Origin of the sequence: Devosia sp. A16, assembly GCF_001402915.1 — a bacterium.
GTDB lineage: Bacteria > Pseudomonadota > Alphaproteobacteria > Rhizobiales > Devosiaceae > Devosia_A.
In genome coordinates this window covers 3,118,897-3,142,029 of the sequence record NZ_CP012945.1, presented here as the reverse complement: position 1 = coordinate 3,142,029, position 23,133 = coordinate 3,118,897, and the positions used below count along the sequence as shown (strand labels likewise).

Genomic DNA, 23,133 nt, shown 5'->3' with positions numbered 1-23,133 from the left:
GCCTAGAAGGCGGCGAGCTTGACCGACATCGGGGTGCCGACGTCGAAATGTTGCAGCGGCTCGGAGAGCGTGCCGGTGGCGTGATCGACGGCGAACACCGTCAGCCGATCGGAATCCTGGTTGGCGACCAAGAGGTGCTGGCCGGAAGGCGAAAAGGCGAGATCCCTGGGAGTGGCGCCGCCGCTCGGCCAGCGGCCGGTCTGGGTCAGCTTGCCGGTTGCCGCGTCGATGCGGAGCGCCAGGATGTCGTTGCAGACCCGCAAGCCGACGAACAGGTGCCGGCCATCGGCGCTGCGCACGATGCCGGCCGGCTGGACGATGCCGCCATCGAGCGAGGGGATGGCAAAGGCGTCGCGCTGCGAGAGCGCGCCGGTTGCCGGGTCGACCGCGAGGCTGACCACGGTGGGGATCAGTTCGCTGACCATGAAGATGGCGCGGCCATCACTGGAGAACACCAGGTGGCGCGGGCCGAGACCGGCCGGCAGCGCGAAGTCGCGGGCGGCTTCATGGGTCAGGCTGCCATCGGCGCCGAGCCGGTATGCGACAAGCCGGTCGATGCCGAGATCGGCGACATAGATGATGTCGCCCGAGGGCGCCGGCACGACGCAATGGGCATGCGCCGTGGTCTGGCGGGCCGCATTGGGGCCGCTACCGGTGTGGCGGACGCTCGCCACCGCGGCGCCGAGTGAGCCGTCTTCGGCAATGGGAAAGACACTGAGCGCCGCGTCGGGCCAGCCCTCGGGGTTGGCGCCGTTATAGTTGGCGACCAGCAGGAATTTTCCATCGGTCGAGAGGCTGGCATGGCAGGCCTCGTTGCCGAGCGTCGGCTGGCGGTTGATCAGCCGTAACCCGTCCGCCTCCACCGCATAGGCGGCGATGGCGCTCTCCTGGGTGCCGGTGATCTCGCAGGTCGAATAGAGCCGGCCGCGCGCCGCGTCGGTTACCAGCCAAGCGGTGTCGTCGACGCCGCCGATGCGATCCACCGCGCCCAGCCGGCCGGTTTCGTCGTCGAAGCTCAGCCGGGTGATGCCCTCGCCATTGGCGGCGCCGTATTGCGGCATGGAGCGCGTCAGGCTCCCGGTGAATGCGTAAATCGGCACGACGTCCCTCCCGCTTCTCCCTGCCACTGCTCCCTCGCGCCCATCGGCGCTTGCCAAGCCCGTTCATTTGGAACAGGATCGAGAGCAATTGACACAACTAGTATGGTAGACCTACAACGGCTTGGCAAGGGAGGACGACACCGATGCGGGATGCGACAAAAGCAGCACCCGGAGCGGTGACCGGATGGCCTCCTCGGCCCGTTCGAAACGTCGAGACCGCAACCGAATGAAGATCGTCGATATCAAGGCCACCACCGTCGCCGTGCCGCTCGAGGCGCCGCTGCGGCATGCGTCGGGCGCCCATTGGGGGCGGTTCGTGCGCACCATCGTCGAGGTGGTGACCGACGAAGGGATTTCCGGCTGGGGCGAGCTCGGTGGCGGCGGCGAGAGCGCCGAAGCCGCGATCAAGGGTCTGCTGCCCTACCTGAAGGGGCATGACCCGCTGCAGCTCGAACAGCTGCGCTGGAAAATCATGAACCCGGTGGCGAGCCTCTACAACTCACGCATGCAGCTGCACGCGGCGCTCGAGATGGCGTGCATGGACGTCGCCGGCAAGGCGCTGGGGGTCAGGGCCTGCGACCTGATCGGCGGGGCGCTGCGGGAGTCGATCCCGTTCGCCAGCTACCTGTTCTACCGCTACGCCAACGAGAAGAACGGTTTTGGCGACGAGTTCTCGGCTGATGCGCTGGTCAAGGAAGCCAAGCGGCAGAAACAGCTGCACGGCTTCAAGTCGCACAAGCTGAAGGGCGGCGTGTTCGCTCCCGAGCACGATGTCGAAGTGTTTTCGGCAATTGCCGAAGCGCTGCCCGGCGACCGCTTCCGGCTCGACCCCAATTCGGTGTGGTCGGTCGAGGACTCGATCTGGGTCGCCAAACAGATCGAGCATATCCGTAACGACTATTTCGAGGACCCGTGCTTCGGGCTCGAAGGCATGCGGCGGTTGCGCGACCGCATTTCCATCCCCACCGCCACCAATACCGTAGTGGTCAATTTCGAGCAGCTGGCCAGTTGCATCAAGCACGACGCGGTCGACGTGATCCTGCTCGACACCACGTTCTGGGGTGGCTTGCGCCAGGCCTACAAGGCCGGCCAGGTGCTTGAGACGTTCCAGTTCGGGGCCAGCGTCCACTCCTCGGGGGAGCTCGGCATCCAGCTCGCCTCGATGCTGCATCTGGGCGCGGCACTGCCCAATATGAGCTTTGCGGCGGACGCCCATTACCACCACCTGCTCGACGACATCATCGTGGGCGGCAAGCTCAAATATGTCGACGGCGAGATCGCGGTGCCCAAGGCGCCGGGGCTCGGCGTCGAGGTCGACCGCGACAAGCTCGCCCAGTATGCCGCCCATTACCGCGAGGTCGGCGGCTACACCTATGACCGCGATCCGCAGCGTCCGGACTGGTACTCGATCCAGCCCGAGATGCGCTACGCCGACCCAGCCGGACGATAAGAGGCGCCATGGCAACCGTTACCCTCCGGGACATCATCAAGATCTACGGCGAGTATGTCGCCATCAAAGGCGTCGACCTCGACATCGAGGACGGCACCTTCGTGGTGCTGGTCGGGCCATCCGGCTGCGGCAAGTCGACGATCCTCAGGATGATCGCCGGGCTCGAGACCATCTCGCATGGCGAGCTCAGGATCGACGGCAAACTGGTCAACGACCTGCCGTCGCGCGATCGCGGCATCTCGATGGTGTTCCAGTCCTATGCGCTCTATCCGCATATGAGCGTGAGCGACAATCTCGGCTTCGGGCTCAAGATCAGTGGCGTGCCCAAGGACGAGATCGCCCGGCGCCGCGGCGAGGCGGCCAAGATGCTGGGGCTCGACCCCTATATGGACCGCCGGCCGAGCCAGCTTTCCGGCGGGCAGCGGCAGCGCGTCGCCATCGGCCGCGCCATGGTGCGCGAGCCCAAGGTGTTCCTGTTCGACGAGCCGCTCAGCAACCTCGACGCCAAGCTCCGCAACCAGACGCGCATCGAGATCAAGCGGCTGCAGCGCCAGCTCGGCGCCACCGTGGTGTTCGTCACCCATGACCAGGTCGAGGCAATGACGCTGGCCGACAAGATCGTGGTGCTGAACGATGGGCGGGTGGCACAGATCGGCACCCCGCTCGACGTGTTCGAGCGGCCGGCCAACATGTTCGTCGCCGGCTTCATGGGCGCCCCCTCGATGAACATGCTGCCGGCCGTGGTCGGGCCGGGCAACACCATCCGCGCCGCCGGGATCGACATCCCGGTCCCGGCCGACCGGTTCACCTTGCCGGCGCAAGGCACCGCGGTGACTTTGGGCATAAGGCCCGAGGACATCGTGCCCGAGGGGCATGGCACCCGGCCGGAGCTCGGCGCCGACTTCAGCGCCGCAGTCGGTTTCGCCGAGATGCTCGGCAACGAAAGCCTGCTGTTTGCCGACCTCGGCGGCACCGAGATCGTCGCACGCATGCAGCACCCGCGCGCGCTCGAGCCGAACCAGGAGGTGCGGTTCCGCATCGATGGCGCGCGCGTCCACGTCTTCGACAACCAGAACCAGAATTCGCTGCTCCGCTAAGGCGCAGCGAGACCAACGACAAGGGAGAGAGACATGTCGTTTATGAGGACTATCACCGCCGTGAGCCTGGCTGCGGCGCTATCGATGGGCACGGCGGTCGCCGCCGATCTCGCGCTTTACTCCGACAAGACCCCGTGGAACGCCGGCATGACCAAGCTGGCCGAAGGCGCCAGCGCCGCCTCGGGCGCCACGATCAAGCTGCAGGAAATCACGCCGACCGATAAGTACCAGGCGTTCATGCAGACCTCGATCGCCGGCAACAATGCCCCGGCGTTCTTCACCTGGTGGAACGGCCAGCAGCTGAGCGACCTGGTCGCCACCGGCATTGCCGCCGACCTCACCCCGTACTGGGACCAGGCGATCGCCGACGGCGATTTCTCGGCCGACCAGAAGGCGCTGGTGTCGGTGGATGGCAAGCCCTACGGCGTGCTGCTCAACGTCGCCAACTGGGTGATGTTCTACAACACGGCCGCCTTCGAGAAGGCGGGCATCGCCGCGCCGCCGACCACCTGGGCGGAATTCATCGATGCCTGCGACAAGCTGAAGGCGGCCGGCTTCACCCCGATCAACGCGCCGGCCTCGGGCGGCTGGATGCCGTTCATCTGGTTCAGCCAGCTGGTGCTGGGCACCAACCCCGACTCGTTCGTCGGGTTGACCGACGGCTCGGTCGCCTATGACAGCGCCGACGTGCAGAACGCCTTCAAGGTGTGGGGCGAGATGTATGCCAAGGGCTACTTCACCGACCCGCGCGAGCAGGATGACCAGAAGTACTTCGTCGACAAGTCGGCGGCGATGTTCCTCGTCGGCGACTGGCACTCGGGTTCGTTCGCCGAGGCCGGGATGGAGCCGGGCAAGGACTTCAAGACCTTCCTGATGCCGTCGCTGTCGCCCGATGTGCAGCAGTCGGTGATCGTCGAGGCTTCGCCGATCGTCGTCTCGAAGGCGGCGCTCGACGCCGATCCGAACCTGGGCAAGGCGGTGCAGTCGCTGATGGGGGCCGATGCCGCCAACGCACTCGGCTCGACTGTGCAGGTGTACAACGGCAACCTCAAGGCCAAGGCGCCCAACGCCACCATCGAGGCCAACAAGGAACTGGTCGCTACCGCCAAGCCGCGCGCCCTGGTCCGCTGGTGGGAAGCAGTGCCGTCGCAGATCCAGGGTGACCTGGTCGCCGCCATGGGCGCCTTCATGTTCAACCCGACGCCCGAACAGGCGACCGAGTCGATGAAGACCATGCAGACGATCAACGCCGACTACTGGGCCAGCAAGTAGCGTTCCTCCCGCCGGTCGCGCTCATGGCGCGGCCGGCACATCGAGACACGGACTCTCAGTGCTCCTCCCCCGCGACGCGGTGGAGGATCACGGAGAGCCCGGTGGCTCTTCTTAGCGACTGGCCTGCCTGTTTCTTGGAGCGCCTCAGATGTCCGTCACCGCCTCAACCCTGCTCAGTCCGGACGTGTTGAAAGAAGCACGCCGGCGCGAGCGTCAGGTAGCCTGGCAGCAGACGCGCACCGCCTGGCTGTTCATCGCGCCGGCCGTGCTCATGGTGAGCCTGTTCCTGCTGCTGCCGGTGGTGTTCAACGTCATCCTCAGCTTCACCAAGTGGCAGAAGTTCACCGGGCTCGACCAGTTCGCCGGCTTCAACAACTACCTGCGGCTGTTCCGGGTGCCGTATTTCTCGGAAGCGCTGGGCAACACCGCGATCTGGGTGGTGGGCGCCGTCGTCTTCCCGCTCGCCGTCGGCCTCGGGCTGGCGCTGCTGTTGCGCAACATCCCGTTCCAGGAAACCTTCAAGAGCCTGTTCTTTCTGCCGCGCGTCCTCGCGCCGACGGCAGTGGGCGCCATCTGGTACTATGTCTACGCGCCGACGGGCGTCCTCAACTCCGCCGTCTCGGGCATTACCGGCACGCCATTCGATTTCGGCTGGCTGTTCGACCCGGCCACCATCACCGGGTCGGTGATCGTCACCTTCGTGTGGCAGACCGTGGGCATCACCATGGTGCTGCTGCTGCTCGGCCTCGCCGCCATCCCCAGGGACCCCGTCGAAGCGGCGCGGGTCGACGGCGCATCCAGTTTTCAGATCTTCCGCCACATCGTCTGGCCGCTGCTGCTGCCGACGGTGCTGGTGGTGACCATCCTCAACGTGGCGGCGGGCTTCACCACCTTCGACCTGCTCTGGGTGATGGCAAGTTCCTTCCCCGGCAAGCGCACGCTCTCGCTCGCCGTCTACATGTACTACGAGAGCTTCTCCAACGGCGCCTGGGCCTATGGCTCGGCCGTGGCCGTGGTGCTGGGCGCCATGGTGATCACCGTCAGCGCGCTGCTCGCCGTGGTGCAGACGCGCGTCAGCAAGAACATCCGATAGGCAGGTCATGGCAGTCGACATCACCGACAAGGCGTTCATTTCGGGCCTGATCGAGAAGGAGAAGCGGGCGCAGCGGCAGGGTGGCCGCTGGCTGGTGATCCCGATCCTCGCGCTCACCATCGCTTACCTGACGCCGCTCTATTACCTGTTCGTCACGGTGTTCAAGACCACCCAGGAATACGCCACCAAGGGGGTGCTGGAACTGCCGGCTAGCCTCGTGCCGATCGTCGACAACGCGGTGCAGGCCTGGACAATCGCCAGTCTCGGCCAGGCGGCGATGAACTCGTTCAGCTATGCGCTGATCGGCGCGGCGCTGGCGGTGGCCTTCGCCGCGGCGGCCGCCTACGGCATGACGCGACTGCACCTCATCGGCTCGAACGGCTGGTTCATGCTGATCTTTACCGGCACGCTGTTCCCGTTCCAGATGTACCTGGTGCCGCTGCTGTTCGGCTATCAGCGCATCGGACTGGTCAATACCTGGTTCGGCATGCTGCTGGTCTATGTGGCGATCTGCATTCCCTTCCCTCTGTTGGTGCTGCGGAACTCGTTCTCCGCCATCACCCGCGAGGTGGACGAGGCGGCGCGCATCGAGGGCGCCAGCGAATGGCGGGTGTTCACCTCGATGATCGTGCCCAACGCCATGGGACCGCTGATCGCGCTGTTCCTGCTGCAGTTCACCTTCATCTGGAACGACCTGTTGTTCTCGTCGATCCTCGCCAACGGCATCGAGGTGCGCTCGATCATGGTGGCGCTGCAATCGCTGCAGGGCACCTATTCGACGCTCGGGCCCAACGTGGTGATTACGGCAACGCTGATTTCGAGTATCCCCACGGTCTTGCTGTTCATCGCGCTGAGGAAGTACTTCATGGCCGGGCTGCAGCTGGGGACCAAATGACGGCGGAACGACAATGAGAGCGCCCAAGGGCAAATCGGCAGCGGCAGAGTTCGGAAGCGAAGGCTACGGCACGCGGCAGGATGGCGGCTCGATGGCGAGCCAGGTCTATGACCGCCTGATGCAGCAGATCCTCGACATGCAGCTGCCGCCGTTCCAGGAGCTTTCCGAGGCGCGTCTCGCCGCCGAGTTCGGGGTCAGCCGCACGCCGGTGCGCGAAGCCTTCGCGCGCCTCGCCCGGCGTGGGCTGGTGGAAATCCTGCCGCAGCGCGGCACCATCGTCTCGCCGCTGAGCGAGAACCTGATCGCCAAGTCGCGCTTCATCCGCGAAGCGCTCGAACGCCCCCTCGCCCGCCTCGCGGCGGAGCGGCTGACGCCGGAAATCGCGGCGCTCCTCAAGCGCGAGATCGTCTTGCAGCAGACCTTTGCCGGGCTCGGCGACGATCAGGACTTCCTCCAGTCCGACGACCGCTTCCACGCGCTGATCGCCAAGGCGGCCGGCTTCGAGAGCATCTGGGACGACGTGCGCGAGGCCAAGTTCCACATGGACCGCATCCGCCGACTGTCGCTGCTCAGCCAGGAGCACATGTATTTCATCGTCGGCGAGCACGAGGAAATCCTCGCCCGGCTGCAGGCGCACGACGCCAGGGGAGCCGACGAAAGCATGGCGGTGCACCTGGTTTCGGTGATGCGCGAGCTCGACGTGATCCGCTCGGCGCACCCCGAATATTTCGTGCGCGAAACGGCCGCGGCGGAGCACTAGCGGGGCGCTGAGCTCCCGGCGGTCGCATATGGCTTTGGAGGGCACCTCTTGCCTTCTCCCACAAGGGGAGAAGGCACACTGTCTACTGTCAGTGCCTGGATGCGATAGCCCTGCCCCCTGAGGGGGAGCTACGCCCACCCGCCCCGACCGGCGAACGTCGAATTGACTTCGCGAGCTCGCGCCGGATGTATGGCCGTCGTCTCGAGGAGGACGACGATGCGACTAGGAATGAGCGGGTGTTTTCTGCCCGCCGATATGAACGACCTGACCCCGGAAATGTGCCGACGGGTGCGTGCGGCAGGGTTCAGCGGAATCTTCACCCGGTTTCGCGACAACGACCCGCTGACCACGCGGCGCGAAGATGCCGAGCGGGTCAAGGCGCTCCTGGCCGACGAGGGCGTGACGCTGTTCCAGACCACCGGCTACTGGCAGAACCTCGTGACCTCCGACGAAACGGCACGTGCGCAATCGGTTCGCGTGGTGCAGGGGGCGCTGAAGCTCGCCGGCTGGTTGGGGGCGCGCGGCATCGACACCGGACCGGGCTCGATGAACCCCGCCGGCCCCTGGTTCCCGCATCCCGACAACTGGACAGTGACGGCGGAGAACCAGTTGATCCGCTCGCTGCGCGAATGCGCGAGGGCCGCCGAGGATGCCGGGGTGTTCCTGAGCCTCGAGTCGCATTCGCTGGTGACACCGCGAACGCCGGAGATCGCGGCGCGCATCCTCGATGCCGTCGACTCGCCCTGGGTGCGCTGCGACTACGACTCGGCCAACTGGATCACGCTCGAGACCATCTACGATACCGGTGCGGCGCTGAACGCCCATTTCGACCTGCTCGGCCGCCATATCTGCAGCGCCCATGCCAAGGACATCTGGGTGGAGAACCGGCTGGCGATCCACCTGCAGGATGGCTGTCCGGGCAAGGGGCTGATGGATTTTCCGACCCTGTTCAGCCGGCTCGAAGCGCTCGATCCGGATTATCCGCTGATCGCCGAAGGCAACTCGAGCGACGAGCTGCCCGAAGTCGGGGCGCTGTTCCAAGGGATCGCCGACCGCTTGGGCATCACGGTGCTCGATGTCGGCGACAAGGCAGGAGCGGCCCGATGAAACTGCTGCTCGTCGGTGGGGCCGGCCATGTCGGCAAGCTCATCACTCCCTACCTCAAGGCGAAGCACAGCCTGAGCGTACTCGATCTTGCCGCGCCCGATGATCCCGAGATCAAGCATGTTCACGGCTCTGTCCTCGACCCCGAGGCGATCCGCGCCGCGCTCGATGGCGTCGACGGCTTCATCTGGCTGGCGATGCGCAGCGCCCAGGGTGGCATGGTCACCGACCAGGACATCGAGACCATCGTCAACAACTACGACCTCAACACCAAGGCGCTGCACCTGTTCCTCTATCTGGCGCAGGAAGCCGGGGTGAAGCGCGGGGTCTATACCAGCTCGATGAGCGTCCACTATCGCGGCCGGCCGCATTATCCGGATGAAGACGAAGTGCCGCTCGACTCCCCCTCCGTCTACGGCCTGACCAAGGGGCTGGGGGAGCAGATCTGCGCCTACTTCGCGCACTGGTTCGAAATGGACATCATCGGGCTCAGGATCAGCGGCCCGCGGAATCGTGCCGACTATCTGGCGCAGCGGCGGGACCCCAAGCGCGCCGGCGACGGCAGCTATGTGTTCCCGCTCGACGAGGAGGACATGGCCAACGCCTATCTGGGCGCCATCGACGCGCTGGCCGCGCCGACCCCGGGCCGGTTCGAGTCGCTGTTCATCGTCGGGGACGAAACCGGGGAGGAACACGACCTGTCGAAGGCTGCCCGCCTGATCGGCTGGCGACCGCAGTCGCACCGGTTGCTGGGGTAGTCAACTGATGCTGGCGTGGCCTAACTGAGGTCTTTCCTGGTGGACGGCCCTCTGCCCGCCCCCCTCACCCGTCTCGGCCTGACGGCCGATCCACCCTCTCCCCGACGGGGAGAGGAATAGGGTGGCTAACCGGCCTCTCCGTATTCTTCTCCCCGTCGGGGAGAAGGTGGCCCGAAGGGCCGGATGAGGGGAAAGCCCACTGTTGTCGCGGTGATAGATGAAAAAGAGGGCGCGGTCGCCCGCGCCCCCTTCCATCATCTGGGAACCGTTCCGCTTAGAACGGGCTCTTGTCGTCCAGGTACTCGCTGGCGTTGTCCTTGGTGATCAGCGTCGAGTCGAGGATGAAGCGGCCGGCGACCTGCACGCCCCCGACGAAGTGCGAGGTGGTCAGCTCGATGGCCGTGGCGATCATCGCCGGGCTGTAGCTGACGTCGACGGGGACGAGCTTGTCGCCCGCCGCGACGCGCTGCAGCATCTGCTGCATGCCGGCGCCGCCGACGATGAACATGTCGTTCTCGCGGCCGGCCTGCTTGATCGCCTCGATGGCGCCCAAAGCGATGTCGTCGTCCTGCGCCCACACCGCCTTGATGTCGGGGAAGCGGGTCAGGAAGTCCTGCATCACCTTGAAGCCGTCGTCACGGTTCCAGTTGGCGAACTCGTCATCCAGCACCTTGATGTTGGTGCCTTCGATGCCCTTGACGAAGGCATCGAAGCGCTGCTGGTCGATCGGGATCGGCAGGCCGCGGAGGATCACGATGTTGCCGCCTTCGGGCAGCGCCTGCTTGAAATACTCGGCCGAGTTGGCGCCGAGCCCCGGATTGTCGCCGGCGACATAGAGGTTCTCGACACCGCTGATCGACAGCTGGCGGTCGACGACGGTGACGAACTTGCCGGCGTCCTTGACCTGCTTGATCGCCGAGGTCATCGCGTCCGGATCGCCCGGCAGGATCACCAGCGCATCGATATTGCGGGTCGAGACCATGTCCTCGATGTCGGCGATCTGCTTGGGCGCGTCAGGCGCCGAGGCAAAGACGAAATCGACGTTGGAGTAGGTCTTCTTCAGCCGCTCGATCGCTTGCTGGGCGAAATAGTTGACGCCGCCCGTCCAGCCATGGTCGGCCGCCGGCACGGAGACGCCGATGGTCACCTTGTCCTGGGCAAAAGCGCTGCCGCCGAGAGCGCCGGCGATCACCGCCGCTCCCAAGAGGGATTTCAGCAATTTCATGTAGTCCTCCCGTTGGTGCCCGCTCCTTGCGGGCGTTGTGAAAGCAGTTGTGCCTAGCTGGCGCGGCGACCCCGCTGCAGCAGCACGGCAAGAATGATGATGACGCCCTGGAACGCGCCGTTCAGGTAAGGGCTGATGAAGCTCTGCAGGTTGAGGATGTTGCCGATCAACCCCAGGATCACCACGCCGACCACGGTGCCCCAGATCCGGCCGTAACCGCCCTTGAGCGTGGTGCCGCCGATGATCACCGCGGCGATCGCCTCGAGCTCCCACAGCACGCCGGTGGTGCTCGAGGCCGAACCGAGGCGCGGCACGTAGAGCAGCACCGCGACGGCCACCAGCACGCCCTGCAGGATGTAGGTGAACAGCCGGACGTTATCGACATTGATCGAGGAGTAGCGGGCGACCTGCTCGTTCGAGCCGATGGCGGAGCAATAGCGGCCGAAGGCGGTGCGGCGCATGACGATCTCGCCGCCGATCGCCACCAGCGCGAAGACGATGATCGGCCACGGCACGCCCAAGAGGCCATCGTAATAGACCGGGCGGTAGACATCGGCGACCTGGAAGTTCAGCGACAGCGTGCCGCCATCGGCGAGAAAGGTGACCAGCGAGCGGAAGATGCCCATGGTGCCAAGCGTGACGATGAACGCCTCGATGCGCCCGCGGGTGATCATCATGCCGTTGCCGACGCCGGCGGCGCCGCCGACCAGCAAACCGGCGGCCATGCCGACCAATACCACCCCTACCCCGATCCCCAGCGACGGGATCAGCGAGTTCATGACGATGATCATGATGCCGGCGATCACCGCGGCCATCGAGCCGACGGACAGGTCCAGCCCGCCCGAGGTGATGACGAAGGTCGCGCCGATGGCGATGATGCCGATGAACGACGAACGCGCCAGCACGTTGGTCAGGTTGTTGTAGGTGAGGAAGTTCTCGTTGAGCGAGATGCCGAGGATCACCAGCAGCAGCAGCGCCACCAGCGGCCCGATGGTCTTCAGATCGATGCGAAAGCCCTTCTGGGGCTTGGCTGCAATATCAGGCGCTGAGGCGCTCATCGTTTCCACTCTGCTTGATGCCGGCGGCGTACCGCATGATTTCTGCTTCGGTGATCTCGGCGCCTTCGAGCAGGCCCGCCATCCGCCCCTCGCGCATGACCACGACACGATGGCTGAGCCCGATCACTTCCTGCATCTCGGAGGAGATGACGATGATGGCTTTGCCCTCGGCGGCGAGCGCCGCGATGATGTGATAGATCTGCTGCTTGGTGCCGACGTCGATGCCGCGCGTCGGCTCGTCCATGATGATGATGTCGGGCTCGGACTCCATGGTCTTGCCCAGCATCAGCTTCTGCTGGTTGCCGCCCGAGAGGCGGCCCACGGCAACTGAGGGGTCGCGCGCCCGGATATCGAAGCGACGCACGGCGCGCTCGAGGGCCCGCGCCTCGCTGGCGCCGTCGAGGAAACCCGCCTTGAGGTGCTTTTTCAGGGTGAGGAGGGTGAGGTTGGGCTGCAGCCCCATATTGAGCAGCAGGCCTTTGCCTTTCCGGTCCTTGGTCATGTAGGCGAGCCCGGCGGCCACCGACTGCGCCACGCGGCTGAAATGCACCGGCTGGCCCTTCACCTCGATCTCGCCGCCGGTCGGCTGCGTCAGCCCGACAATGGCCTCGGCAACGGCGGTACGGCCCGAGCCGATCAGTCCGGAAAAGCCGAGGATCTCACCTTGCCGCAGCTCGAACGAGATGTCCTTGACGCCCGGGGCCTGCAGCCGGCGCACCGAGAGCAGCAGCGGCGCATCGATATCGGGCTCGCGCTTGGGCGGGTAGAGATTGGTGAGCTCGCGCCCGACCATCATCTGCGCCGCCGAATCCGGGGTCAGCGCGGTGGTGCTGACGGTGGCGATCAGCTGGCCGTCGCGCAGCACGGTGACGCGCTGGGCCAACTCCATGATCTCGTCGAGCTTGTGCGAGATGAAGATCACCGCGACGCCGCGCTCGGTGAGGCGGCGGATCTGCTCGAACAGCGTCTGCGTCTCGCCGGCCGACAGCACGGCGGTCGGCTCGTCCATGATCAGCACGCGCGCATCGCGGCTGATCGCCTTGGCGATCTCGACCATCTGCTTGTCGGCGACCGACAGCGTATTGATGCGCGCGTCGGGATCGACCTTGACGTGCAGCGTCTCGAGAACCTCGCGCGCCTTGTTCCGCATCGCGGCCACATCGAGGAAACCGAAGCGGCGAATCTCGCGACCGAGGAAGATCGAGTCCGCGACGGTCAGGTGCTCGGCGAGGTTCAGTTCCTGGTGAATGAGCACGATGCCGAGCGACTCTGCTTCGCCATTGGGCGGCAGGACCACCGGCTGCCCATCGAGCATCACGGTGCCTGAGGTCGGCTGCTCGATGCCGGAGAGAATCTTGATGAGAGTGGATTTTCCGGCGCCGTTTTCGCCGATGATGGCGTGCACCTCGCCGCGCTTGACGTCGAAATCGACGCTGAACAGCACCGGGACGTCGTTGAACGACTTCGAGATCCGGCTGGCCGCCAGGATCGCCGGCGTGATCGCGCCAACGGCGTTCGACATCGTCTGCTGTCCTCCCCCACGGAAGCGGCCGGGTTCGTACCTTTCGCTCGCTTCCGGACCTCGATGTAAAGGTTTTCATGAATGATGTAAAGGTTTACACGATCAGCTAACTGTGTAGCCTCGCCTCCGGCCATCTGGCGCATCGCATGCCTTCTGCTAAAGGGGAGAAGGGGGACGCCGGGCCCGGGTGGCGGCGGACGGAGCACCACGTGCAGAACCAGAAACTGGCGACGATCGAGGACGTTGCGGCGATTGCCGGAGTGTCCATCGCGACGGTCAGCCGGGCCATCAACGAGCCGACCAAGGTGGCCGACGAGACGCGTCGCAAGGTGAACGAGGCCATCGCCCGCACCGGTTACACCACCAACGCCATGGCCCGGTCGCTGCGCATGCGGCGTTCCAACATGATTCTGATTCTCGCTCCGGATGTCGGCGACCCCAACTTCTCCAACATCCTGGTCGGGCTCGAAACCGAAGCGAGCAAACGCGGCTACGGGGTGCTGATCGGCAACACGCAGAACGATCCCGAGCGCGAAACCGACTACCTGCGCTTCATCAGCTCCAACCAGGCGGATGGGCTGATCCTGCTCACCGGCCACCTGCCCTTCGGCCATGGCCAGGAGGGGGCCGAGACCCGACTGCCGCCGATGGTGGCGGTGAACGAGCCGGTGCCCGACAGCGACGTGCCCTTTGTCGGGGTGGACAATTTCGAAGGCGCGCGGCTGGCCGCCGAGCATCTCATCTCACAGGGCCATCAGCGCATCGCCTTCATCGGCCGCTCGACCAGCCGGGCGGTCAACCAGCTGCGCGAAAAGGGCTATCGCGCCGCGCTCGAAGGCGCCGGCCTCACAGTCGACCCCCGCATGGTGCTCGACGGCGACGGCACCACCGAGAGCGGCCGGCAGGCCACCGAGCACATGTTCGTGCGCGACGTGCTGCCGACGGCGTTCCTCTGCGTCAACGACGCCACGGCGCTCGGTGTCATCATCTCGCTCAACGCCCGGCGCTACGACCTGCCGCGCGAATTCTCGGTGATGGGGTTCGACGACATCTCGTTCGCGAGCTTCGTTACCCCGTCGCTGACCACGATGAAGCAGCCGCGGCTGAGGATCGGCGAAGCCGCGATGGACATGCTGCTCGGGCTGCTCGAAGGCAACCGGCCCGACCGCAATCAGGTGCTGTTGCGCAGCGAACTGATCGTCAGGAACTCGGTCGCGCCGCGGCGTTAGGACTGGGCTGGGCGACTACCGGACCCGCGTCCTGGCGCCTGTCCGTCGGTCGCCGCGATTTCCGCCTCTGCGGTTCGGGAGAGAGAGGCGCCAGCGAGAAGCGTGTGGACTCGCTTCTCGCTGGCTTCGCGGCGGGAGAGTGGTCGGCCTCCGCCGCAAACTCCAGGGATCAGCCTTGCTCCGGCTTCGCCAGCCGTCGCTTGGGCTTGTGGGTCGCCGGCGCCGCGCCGCCATCCATGCTTCCATGCAGGTAGAAGCGCTGCCATGCCTCCTTGACCGTCTCCGGGTCGGAGGCGGCGAGCCGGGCGTTGAAGCTCGTGCGGGACTCGTTCCACGCCTTGTATTCGGCGGCGAGTTCCGGGTTGGCGGCGAGCGGCCGGATCACCGGCTTGATCTCGTCGAGCGCCAGGTGCGGCATCGGCGTGATGAAGCAGAACGGCTCATCCTTCATGAAGGTGACGCTGCCCGGGCGGGTGAACTGCCAGTTCATGGTGAAGGTGAAGGGCAGCCAATCGGTCTCGATGAGCCCATCGAGCGGCGCGATCCCGTCCTTGGGCCTGTTGGGCGTGCCGCGACAGAAGATCCCCCAACCGGGATCGGTGCGGAACAGGTAGCCCGTATGGAAGGTGAGGATGCCATGCTGGAAATGCGAGGAGACGAAGCCGCTGAGGCTACCGCCGCCATCGAGCGGGGACAGCGAAATATCCTCCCGGCGGAAGCCGCCGTTCCAGGTGGCCATGAAACTGCGGGGACAGAGCAGCTCCCAGCCCGAGGTGTTGGCCACCGTCAATGGCGTGCAGCGATAGGCAAAACGCTGATCGGTGAACTCCATCCACCAGCGGTCGGGCGTGCCGGGCACCATGTCGGGTGCGGTGTCGTGAATACGATAGGCAGTCAGTCGTGTGGTCATCGTCATACCGAAGGGGCCATCGCGGCGCAGAAGGTGATTGGGCCCAGGCACAGCATGCCCGGGCCCTGCTACTCATTGATCGACCTGCGTCCTGCTAACCGGGGGTACCCGGTTCGCCCGGCGGGCCCTGTTCTCCGTCCGGTCCCGGGAATCCCGGCTCACCTGCAGGTCCCTGCGGGCCCTGTGGCCCGGCTGCGCCGTCAGGTCCCTGGGGTCCGGCCGCGCCGTCGGGACCCTGGGGTCCGGCGGGTCCTGCCCCGCCCCGTCCGCCCCCGCCGCCAAAGACCGGCGGCTTGGAGTCATTGCCGACAATGACCTCGACTTCGAGGCCCTTCTTGCAGGCAGTGGCCAACGGGCCCTTGGCGCCCTGCCGGATCAGTGCCGGAAGATAGGCCCGCACCGTGCCATCGGCGATGAGCACGCACTTGCGCACCTGTTCGTCGAAAACCTGTTTCTGCTGCAGCCGCGCAGCCATCGCCTCGGCGGTTGTGCCGGCGAGCAGGACTGCGATGAGGATCGCGCCAAACGGAAGCGTTCGCATGGCCGCGCCTCACCCCGGAGTGCCCGGGGGACCCGGCGGGCCCGGTGGGCCCATCGGACCGGCAGGGCCATTGTCGCCGGGCGGGCCGGCGGGACCGGCCGGGCCGGCGGGGCCGTCGTTGCCCGGAGGGCCGGCGGGGCCGTCATTGCCCGGCGGGCCCGCCGGGCCGGCCGGGCCGCGCGATCCGCCGCCGCTGCTGCCGCCACTCACCAGGTTGTTATAGTCGCGATAGATGATCTCGATTTCGGTCCTGGGGTCGCAGGGTGTCGCCAGCGGCCCGGATTTTCCGGCTCGAACGAGTTTGGGGATATAGGCGCGAACCGAACCATCCTTGATCAAGATGCACTCGCGGACGTACTGGTCGAAGATCGGGGACTTCACCAGCGAATTCGCCATGGCCGGGCTGGTGGTGCCGGCGAGGAGGATGACGATCGACGTGGTAGACAGAGACAGAGTCAGGCTGCGCATCTCGTAACACCTTTCAGGCAGGCATCGGACGAAAACAGAGCTGTCAATGACTTAGAACGATACCTGTATCGTTGGGGGGCGGTCAGGGAGGAGAGTCTCTGGCCGCGTTGGTTGGGAGCGGGACCCCAGGGAAGCGGAAGCGCTCTCTCGCCGCTTCCTTTCCCCTGGGGACCGGCGGGTCAGAACTGACCGGTCAGGCCGGCAGTTGCCTTGAACGACCAGGCGTCGCCGAAGGAGAGGATGGTGCCACCGGTGGCGTTGGCATCGTTGTAGTCGCCGTCAGCGTCGTCGACACCGCCGCCGTCGCCGTTGAAACCGGCCCCATCTTCACCGACGAAACGGCTGGTCGCAACGCGCGACATGTATTCCGCGCCGAGCCCGAAATTGATCTGCATATTGTCGCTGATATCAGCCGAGAACGTGCTGCTGCCCTTCAGGGTGTAGGCAAAACCTTCTTCCGGATCGAGGTCGAAGTTGCTGGTCACGCTTTGGTCGACAGTGCCGCCAGCGCCGCCATAGCCGCCGAAGATCGAGGCTTCGGTGGTCGAGTCATACGACGAGGAGGCGTAGTACACACCGGCGCCGAGGCCGAGCGACAGCTTTGCGCCGGTCCAGACGTCGATATCGACATTGCCGCCAAACACCGCACCCGCGTAGTAGGTGTCGATGTTCTCGACGGTGTTCATGTTGAACGTCGGGTACTGGAAGTCAGCGGTATCGAAGTAGTCCTGGTTGACCTGGATGGTCGTGTCGGTCGTGGTTTCCGTACCGAGGTAACGGAAGCTCGGGCCACCATAGACCGTAAAGGCCACGCCACTATCGTCGGGGGTGGTGCGCTGCGACAGGGTAACGTCGCCGCCGGCGTAAGCCAGATTCTGGGTGACGTCGGTGTCGATCTTGGTGCCCTGCAGTTCGCCGGCGCCTAGGAAGATGACGCCCTCCGTCGTTGCGACGACGCCAAACCCATAGGTGCCATAGTCGCCCTGCGCACCGGAGAAGACGAACCCGTCGGCGTTGCTGGCGACGTTGTAGCCCGGACCGAGGAGCGTGCCAGTGCCGGTCGTCAGCCCACCGCCGGCGTTGACTCCCGCCGTGGCGTCGCCCCAGTCGCTGGTCGTCGTGCCGACGCTGTCCACGTCGAGATCGATGGTGTCGATGTCGATCTGCCCGGTCGGCAGGTTCGGGCCATGAAGCACCAGATACTGCTCTTCGTTGAGCGTCCGCGACTGGCTGCCGTCGCGCGTCACGAAGGACCCAAAGCCCGAGAAGTTGACCGAGGTGCCCTCGCCGTTGATGGGCGCACTCATGTCGATGCCGATCGTGCCGCCGTAGAGCGGGCTGTCGAGGCCCTCGAAGAGATTGGTTTCGTTGAGCGTACCCACCTCGTTGGTCAAGCCGATCGGGGCGGTGTCGGGAATGCCGAACGCGGTGACGCCGCCGGTGATCGACAGGGTGAACAGCGGCTCTTCTTCGATCACCACGGGCGCCGGTGCCGGCGCGGCTGGATCGGCTGCGAGCGCGGCGGTGGAAAGCAGCAGGGCCGCATTCAGACCCAGCAGTATGGTTTTTGGCCTCATAGACATGTGTCCCTTAGTTGAGAACGTTCCGGTCAAGGTCGCGTCCGGTCGTTCCGGCAGCGACCCGCAGGTGATCGGTTTCGTTGCGAACCCCCATCTGGGCACCACCAGTAGCAGCGTAGAGATTCACAACAACGTCAGGGACTAACTATTCCTGTCAGATGCTATCACTTACTGTCACTTGCTGTGACGGCATCTTCATTTGCGGTTATTTCGTGGTCGACAATGCGTCTATAGTGTTGCAAAATTGTCTTGGGATAAGAGCGGACGTTGAGCCTGGCCAGGACGCGGCGTGGGCGACGCAAAAATCCGAGCCTTGAGCGACGCGCGTGAAAGCAGAGGCGCCGGCCCTCCTTTGGGGGACCGGCGCCGTCGTGATGATGGCGGCAGATCGATAGTTAGCCGGTGAAGGCGAAGCCTTCGCCCCGGATGGCATGCAGGGGGATCAGCATGTTGGCCTTTTCGGCCCGCCGACGCAGCCGGCTGGCGATGGTGTCGAGGTGGGCATAGTTGAAATCGTAGACGTCGGCGCCCATCGCCTCGACGATGGCGCGACGGGTCACGGTCCGGCCCCGCTCGCTGAACAGGCGCCCGAGGAAGTGGTGCTCCGCGGTGGTCAACCGCAGCCGATGCCCCGTGCCGTCGGACAGCACCCAGCCGCCATCCTCCAGCATCCAGCGCGCTGCGGTGGGCGCAGGAGCCGTTGGCGGTCGAGACAAGCGCTGGCTGAGCGCGTGGATCGTCGCGGCGAGCTCGCGCACATCGATCGGTTTGACCAGGTAGGCATCGGCGCCGACGTTCAGACCATGCACCCGGTCGTCGACCGAGCTGCGCGCCGTCGCCATGATGATGCCGACGGACCGCGAGGCGCGCAGATGCGTCGCGATCGACAGGCCGTCTTCGCCCTCGAGACCGATATCCAGGATGACGATGTCGGGGGGCTTGACCGCATAGGCGCGATAGAGCGCCGAAGCGGTGTCGAAACCCTGCGCTACGAGACCCAGGCTCGACAGGCCCGCCAGCATTTCTTCGCGGAAATCCACGTCGTCGTCGACGAGGTAGACGAGCGGAGCGGTGGCCACCTCACTTCTCTTAAGTTCTTCTCCAAGCATTAAAAAATCCATGTTGCGACGCTGCTACATTCGATTCCACCTAATCTTGATGTTGTCCATCCTGTTTGGATGCGTAGCTCCCCAGGCAGCTCTGGCACTTTCGTTGCAGGCGGGGGATGGACTAAAATCTGCGCGCTCGCTCGGCGGCACCCTTGCCATTATGGCTGATCCCACCGGCACGCTGACCATCGACGATGTGGCGACCGGCGGCTCCGACATCCAGTTCACGCCGATCCCCGCCATGCTGGCGCAGGGGTATCGCAAGGGCGCGCTGTGGGTTCGGTTTTCGCTGTCGGCGCCGGCCGACATCGACCGCTGGCTGGTACAGATCGAGCGGCCGCTGCTCGAACAGGTGACGCTCTATGTCCCGGACGGCAAGGGTCACTACCTCGCCTCGCCGCCCGGCCGGGTAAACCCCAGCGGGGGCGACGGCGTCGACGCGTATCCGACGATCTTTCCGATCTACGTGCCGCCGGTCGAAGCCACCTACTATGTCCGGCTCCAATCGGCGACGTCGATGACCACCGCACTCAATGTCTGGCAAAGCCGCGGCTATGCCGAGTATCGCCGGCTGGACGACTGGATCATGGCGATGATGGTCGGCGCGGTGATCGTGATGATCTTCACCAACCTGCTCTACGCGGTCTGGCTGCGGGATTCCCTCTATGTCGTCTATGTCGGCCTGCTGGTGGTGTCCTCGCTGATCAGCCTGTTTCACATGGGCTACGCGTCCGAGGTGCTGCGGTTCTGGGATCCCCCAACCATTCATCGCAGCTGGGGCATCATCGTCTGCCTCTACAGCATCATCATGATGTTCTTCCTGGACCGGCTGTTCGAGTTCCGGCGCAACTGGATCTGGGCCGCCCGCTTTTCCCAGCTGGTCATCGTGCTGAATGCCGGCGCCCTGCTCTACGCGATCGCCGGGCACTACGGCGATGTCGGGTTCTTCGTGTCGCGGCTGCAGCAGATCTCGTTGGTTTTCATCTCAGGGTTTGTCCTCCACTTGCTGTTCGTCCGGCGGCAATACCAGTACATCCTCTCCGCGATCGCGTTTCTGGGCGTGGTCGGGGTGCTGCTGGTGATGCAGCTGATGTATACCGGGGCCAATCCACTGGGGCTGGACGGTTCGCTGTCGCGGTTGCTGGCCGGCGGAACCGTCATCCATCTGATCCTGCTCAGCGCGGCCGTTGCCAAACGTACGCAACTGGCGGAACGCCAGTTGAGCGAAGAGAAGGACCGGACCATCGCCCTGGCCCACTCGGCCGAGCAGGAACTGATACTCAAGGTGAGCGAAAGAACCGCAGCGCTGAGCCAAAGCAATGCGTCGCTCCAAGCGGAAATCGGGCGTCGCCAGCTACTCGAACAGAAGCTCCGGCAATCGCTCGGCTCCGTCAACGACGCCCTGGCGCGTCAGCGCGACTTCGTCGCAATGGTTTCGCACGAGTTTCGCGGCCCGTTGGCGGTCATTGGAGCAGCGGCCGACAACCTGTCGCTCTCGCTCAGCGACGCTACCGAACAGGTCAGACAACGCGTGTCCAGGATCCGCCAGACGGTCCGGAAAATGTCGACGCTCATCGAGAACGTCCTGACCGGCGAACTGCTCAGTACCGGATCGGGGCCGCTCGCCCAAAGCGCGACCGTGAACCTGACCCAGGTGCTGCGCGAGGCGTGCTCGAATCTCGACGAGGAGAGTGCCGCCCGGGTCAGCGTCCTTGGCGAGGAAGACGTGAGGGTCACCGGAGACGGCAACCTGCTGGAGATCGCCGTATTGAACCTCATCCAGAACGCCCTGAAATACTCGCCCGCGTCCAGCCCCGTGACAGTGCGACTGTCGGTCGACCAAGGCGCTGCCCGGGTGGATGTGACAGACCGGGGCACAGGCATTGCGCTCAGGGACCGCGACTTGATCTTCAACAGGTACTACCGGGCAACCAATCAGCAAGTCGCTGGATGCGGGCTCGGCCTCTACATCGCGAGGGAAATCGCCCGCCAGCATGGTGGCGATGTGCTCCTCGCCGCCAGCGACGCGAACGGATCGACATTCTCGCTGTCGCTGCCCGGCGCCGGGGCGCCGGAGGTGGCCGAAGGGTCTGCCGAACCGGCAACTACAACCGGCTGACGGGTCGAGGCGCGGTCGCGACCCATGACGCCCAGGGGTCCTATACGACCTCCGCCGTCCCGATCGCCCCGCGCACCAGCGCCTCGATCAGGATGTTGCGCATGCTGTTGATATGGGTGCTCATGGCGTCCCGGGCGGCAGCGACATCTCCCTGGCGCATGATGGCGACGATCTGCGCATGCGAGACGTGGCCGGGGGATATGGCGCATCCGACTGCGCCTCGAGGAAGAAGAAGCGGTCGAACTCGGTGATCGTTTGCCCCACCATCCGATGCAGCCGCGCATTGCGCGAAGCCAGTGCGATCGATTCGTGGAAGGCGTTGTTGATGCGCTGCGAGTGGTCGAAATCCACCATGTAGTCGCGGTCGGTGGAGGCGGCGGCCAGACGGTCCAGCTCATCGAGCTCCGCCGCGCTGATCTGCGGTACGGCGAGGCCGACGGCGCCTGCCTCGAGCACGATACGAGCGTCGAAGATCTCGTTGATATCGGACACGCGGATGGGCTCGATCCGGTAGCCACGGCGCGGGTAGGCGCGCACCACCCCCTCGAACTGCAGGCGGGCCAGCGCCTCGCGCACCGGCGTCTTGCTCATCTGTAACCGCTCGGCAAGCTCCGTTTCGGTGAACTCCGCCCCCGGCGGCAGGGCGCATCGCACGATATCGTGGCGAAGCCGCTCATAGGCGCGGTCGGCGAACGAGGTGCGCTTTTCCAGTCCGGTGCTCGTCATTTCAGCCTTCATCCGCCAGCTTCCCGCGCGATTGCCTATTTCTTCATCACAGACGAAGATTGCTTGAGAAAGCATCTTGCGTCCCCTGATACGCTTCGTAATATATCACAGCCGAGGAGGTGGAACACCCCCGGCCACCCAGGGAGGCAACGCTCGACGCGAGAGGCGTAGTTGGCTTCCTACCTGCTCAAGCGGCTCGGCCTGTCGCTGGCGATCCTGATCACGGCGGTGCTCGCGCTGTTCAGCCTGATCTATGTCGTGCCGGGCGACCCCGCGACCATTGCGCTCGGGCCTCGCGCCACGGCCGAGCAGAAAGCGGTATTCCGCGAACGCATGGGGCTCGACCAGCCGCTCCCGGTGCAGGCGATGCGATTCGTCTCGCAACTGGCGCAAGGCGACCTCGGCACCGACATCCTGACCAAACGGCCGGTGCTCGACCTGGTGTCGGCGGCCCTCCCGAGGACGGTCGTGCTCGCAGTCGTCGGACTCGGCTGGGCGATCCTCCTCGGCGTGCCGCTGGGAGTATGGTCGGCTTTGCGGCCCGATGGCTGGACCGACCGGTTGATCGGCATCTTCTCGACCAGCGTCATCGCGCTGCCATCCTTCCTCGTCGCCATTTATGCGCTCGTGGTGTTTGCCGTCATGCTCGGCTGGTTGCCGGCGATCGGCGCAGGCGAAGCCGGCGATCCGGCCGATCAGGCCCGCCGCCTGATCCTTCCCGCCTTCGCCATCGGCGTCGGCTGGGTGGGCTACATGGCGCGCCTCGTCCGCGCGGCAATGCTGGAAACGCTCAGCGAGAACCACGTCCGCACCTTCCGCGCCTTCGGCGTATCGGACCTGCGCATCGCGCTCCGCTTCGCATTGCCCATCGCCATGGTGCCGGTCGTCGCGGTGCTCGGCGTCGGCATGGGCAGCCTGCTCTCAGGCGCCGTGCTGGTAGAAGTGGTGTTCGCCCGCCCCGGCCTCGGCTCCTTGGCGCACGATGCAGTGATGTCGCGCAACTTCCCGGTGCTGCTGGGCACCGTGGTGGTGACCACCGCGCTTTATGTCGTCGCCAACCTCGTCGCCGATGTGATCGCCGCCCTGCTCGATCCGCGCATCCGGCAGGAGGCCTGAG

At 65.4% G+C, this 23,133-nt stretch carries 21 protein-coding genes; 11 read left to right on the top strand and 10 right to left on the bottom strand.

Annotated elements, in window-relative coordinates:
- Positions 1 to 2: 2 nt before the first annotated feature.
- On the bottom strand, positions 3 to 1,100 hold the full coding sequence (locus APS40_RS15250; RefSeq protein ID WP_055047864.1) for a lactonase family protein: 1,098 nt from the start codon (positions 1,098 to 1,100) through the stop codon (positions 3 to 5).
- Positions 1,101 to 1,326: 226 nt separating this feature from the next.
- Here APS40_RS15250 and APS40_RS15245 point away from each other — a divergent pair, with 226 nt between their 5' ends.
- From APS40_RS15245 to APS40_RS15210, 8 genes are all read left to right on the top strand, one after another.
- Positions 1,327 to 2,550 (top strand): enolase C-terminal domain-like protein, encoded by a 1,224-nt coding sequence (locus tag APS40_RS15245; protein WP_055047863.1) that lies wholly within the window; start codon positions 1,327 to 1,329, stop codon positions 2,548 to 2,550.
- Positions 2,551 to 2,558: 8 nt separating this feature from the next.
- Entirely contained in the window at positions 2,559 to 3,647 is a 1,089-nt protein-coding gene (locus APS40_RS15240) for an ABC transporter ATP-binding protein (protein ID WP_055047862.1), read from the top strand.
- 33 nt (positions 3,648 to 3,680) lie between these two features.
- Positions 3,681 to 4,919, top strand: a complete 1,239-nt coding sequence (locus APS40_RS15235; RefSeq protein WP_055047861.1) for an ABC transporter substrate-binding protein — start codon at positions 3,681 to 3,683, stop codon at positions 4,917 to 4,919.
- A gap of 148 nt (positions 4,920 to 5,067) precedes the next feature.
- Positions 5,068 to 6,012, top strand: a complete 945-nt coding sequence (locus APS40_RS15230) for a carbohydrate ABC transporter permease (RefSeq protein ID WP_055047860.1) — start codon at positions 5,068 to 5,070, stop codon at positions 6,010 to 6,012.
- 7 nt (positions 6,013 to 6,019) lie between these two features.
- Complete coding sequence (locus tag APS40_RS15225) at positions 6,020 to 6,907, top strand: carbohydrate ABC transporter permease (protein WP_055047859.1); 888 nt, start codon at positions 6,020 to 6,022, stop codon at positions 6,905 to 6,907.
- Positions 6,908 to 6,920: 13 nt separating this feature from the next.
- Positions 6,921 to 7,667, top strand: a complete 747-nt coding sequence (locus APS40_RS15220; RefSeq protein ID WP_055047858.1) for a GntR family transcriptional regulator — start codon at positions 6,921 to 6,923, stop codon at positions 7,665 to 7,667.
- 228 nt (positions 7,668 to 7,895) lie between these two features.
- Positions 7,896 to 8,774 carry a sugar phosphate isomerase/epimerase family protein gene (locus APS40_RS15215; protein ID WP_055047857.1) on the top strand — a complete coding sequence of 293 codons (879 nt, stop codon included), beginning with the start codon at positions 7,896 to 7,898 and terminating at the stop codon, positions 8,772 to 8,774.
- Positions 8,771 to 9,529: an NAD-dependent epimerase/dehydratase family protein gene (locus tag APS40_RS15210; protein ID WP_055047856.1), complete on the top strand. Its 759-nt coding sequence runs from the start codon at positions 8,771 to 8,773 to the stop codon at positions 9,527 to 9,529. Before APS40_RS15215 ends, APS40_RS15210 begins: the two co-directional genes overlap by 4 nt.
- A gap of 274 nt (positions 9,530 to 9,803) precedes the next feature.
- On the opposite strand, the gene APS40_RS15200 is transcribed toward APS40_RS15210, so the two are convergent.
- The 3 genes from APS40_RS15200 to APS40_RS15190 are packed head-to-tail and all read right to left on the bottom strand — an operon-like array spanning position 9,804 to position 13,334.
- The gene (locus APS40_RS15200; protein ID WP_055047854.1) at positions 9,804 to 10,754 is read right to left on the bottom strand and encodes a substrate-binding domain-containing protein; all 951 of its coding nucleotides are present in this window, start codon (positions 10,752 to 10,754) and stop codon (positions 9,804 to 9,806) included.
- Between the two features lie 53 nt (positions 10,755 to 10,807).
- Complete coding sequence (locus tag APS40_RS15195; protein ID WP_055047853.1) at positions 10,808 to 11,812, bottom strand: ABC transporter permease; 1,005 nt, start codon at positions 11,810 to 11,812, stop codon at positions 10,808 to 10,810.
- Complete coding sequence (locus tag APS40_RS15190) at positions 11,793 to 13,334, bottom strand: sugar ABC transporter ATP-binding protein (protein ID WP_055047852.1); 1,542 nt, start codon at positions 13,332 to 13,334, stop codon at positions 11,793 to 11,795. Before APS40_RS15190 ends, APS40_RS15195 begins: the two co-directional genes overlap by 20 nt.
- A gap of 209 nt (positions 13,335 to 13,543) precedes the next feature.
- On the opposite strand from APS40_RS15190, the gene APS40_RS15185 reads away from it, so the two are divergent.
- On the top strand, positions 13,544 to 14,563 hold the full coding sequence (locus tag APS40_RS15185) for a LacI family DNA-binding transcriptional regulator (protein WP_055047851.1): 1,020 nt from the start codon (positions 13,544 to 13,546) through the stop codon (positions 14,561 to 14,563).
- 169 nt (positions 14,564 to 14,732) lie between these two features.
- On the opposite strand, the gene APS40_RS15180 is transcribed toward APS40_RS15185, so the two are convergent.
- The 5 genes from APS40_RS15180 to APS40_RS15160 form a co-directional block, all read right to left on the bottom strand.
- Positions 14,733 to 15,473 carry a DUF6065 family protein gene (locus tag APS40_RS15180; RefSeq protein WP_197279337.1) on the bottom strand — a complete coding sequence of 247 codons (741 nt, stop codon included), beginning with the start codon at positions 15,471 to 15,473 and terminating at the stop codon, positions 14,733 to 14,735.
- Between the two features lie 94 nt (positions 15,474 to 15,567).
- Positions 15,568 to 16,014: a collagen-like protein gene (locus APS40_RS15175; RefSeq protein ID WP_055047849.1), complete on the bottom strand. Its 447-nt coding sequence runs from the start codon at positions 16,012 to 16,014 to the stop codon at positions 15,568 to 15,570.
- A gap of 9 nt (positions 16,015 to 16,023) precedes the next feature.
- Entirely contained in the window at positions 16,024 to 16,482 is a 459-nt protein-coding gene (locus tag APS40_RS25190) for a hypothetical protein (RefSeq protein ID WP_055047848.1), read from the bottom strand.
- A gap of 179 nt (positions 16,483 to 16,661) precedes the next feature.
- Positions 16,662 to 18,059: a hypothetical protein gene (locus APS40_RS15165; RefSeq protein ID WP_055047847.1), complete on the bottom strand. Its 1,398-nt coding sequence runs from the start codon at positions 18,057 to 18,059 to the stop codon at positions 16,662 to 16,664.
- Positions 18,060 to 18,457: 398 nt separating this feature from the next.
- Positions 18,458 to 19,141, bottom strand: coding sequence for a response regulator transcription factor (locus tag APS40_RS15160; RefSeq protein WP_236884114.1), 684 nt, complete (start codon positions 19,139 to 19,141; stop codon positions 18,458 to 18,460).
- 40 nt (positions 19,142 to 19,181) lie between these two features.
- On the opposite strand from APS40_RS15160, the gene APS40_RS15155 reads away from it, so the two are divergent.
- Positions 19,182 to 21,290 (top strand): sensor histidine kinase, encoded by a 2,109-nt coding sequence (locus APS40_RS15155; protein WP_082434441.1) that lies wholly within the window; start codon positions 19,182 to 19,184, stop codon positions 21,288 to 21,290.
- Positions 21,291 to 21,410: 120 nt separating this feature from the next.
- On the opposite strand, the gene APS40_RS15150 is transcribed toward APS40_RS15155, so the two are convergent.
- Positions 21,411 to 22,091, bottom strand: coding sequence for a GntR family transcriptional regulator (locus tag APS40_RS15150; RefSeq protein WP_082434440.1), 681 nt, complete (start codon positions 22,089 to 22,091; stop codon positions 21,411 to 21,413).
- Positions 22,092 to 22,187: 96 nt separating this feature from the next.
- Here APS40_RS15150 and APS40_RS15145 point away from each other — a divergent pair, with 96 nt between their 5' ends.
- Positions 22,188 to 23,132, top strand: a complete 945-nt coding sequence (locus tag APS40_RS15145; RefSeq protein ID WP_055047843.1) for an ABC transporter permease — start codon at positions 22,188 to 22,190, stop codon at positions 23,130 to 23,132.
- The last annotated feature ends 1 nt before the right edge of the window (position 23,133 follow it).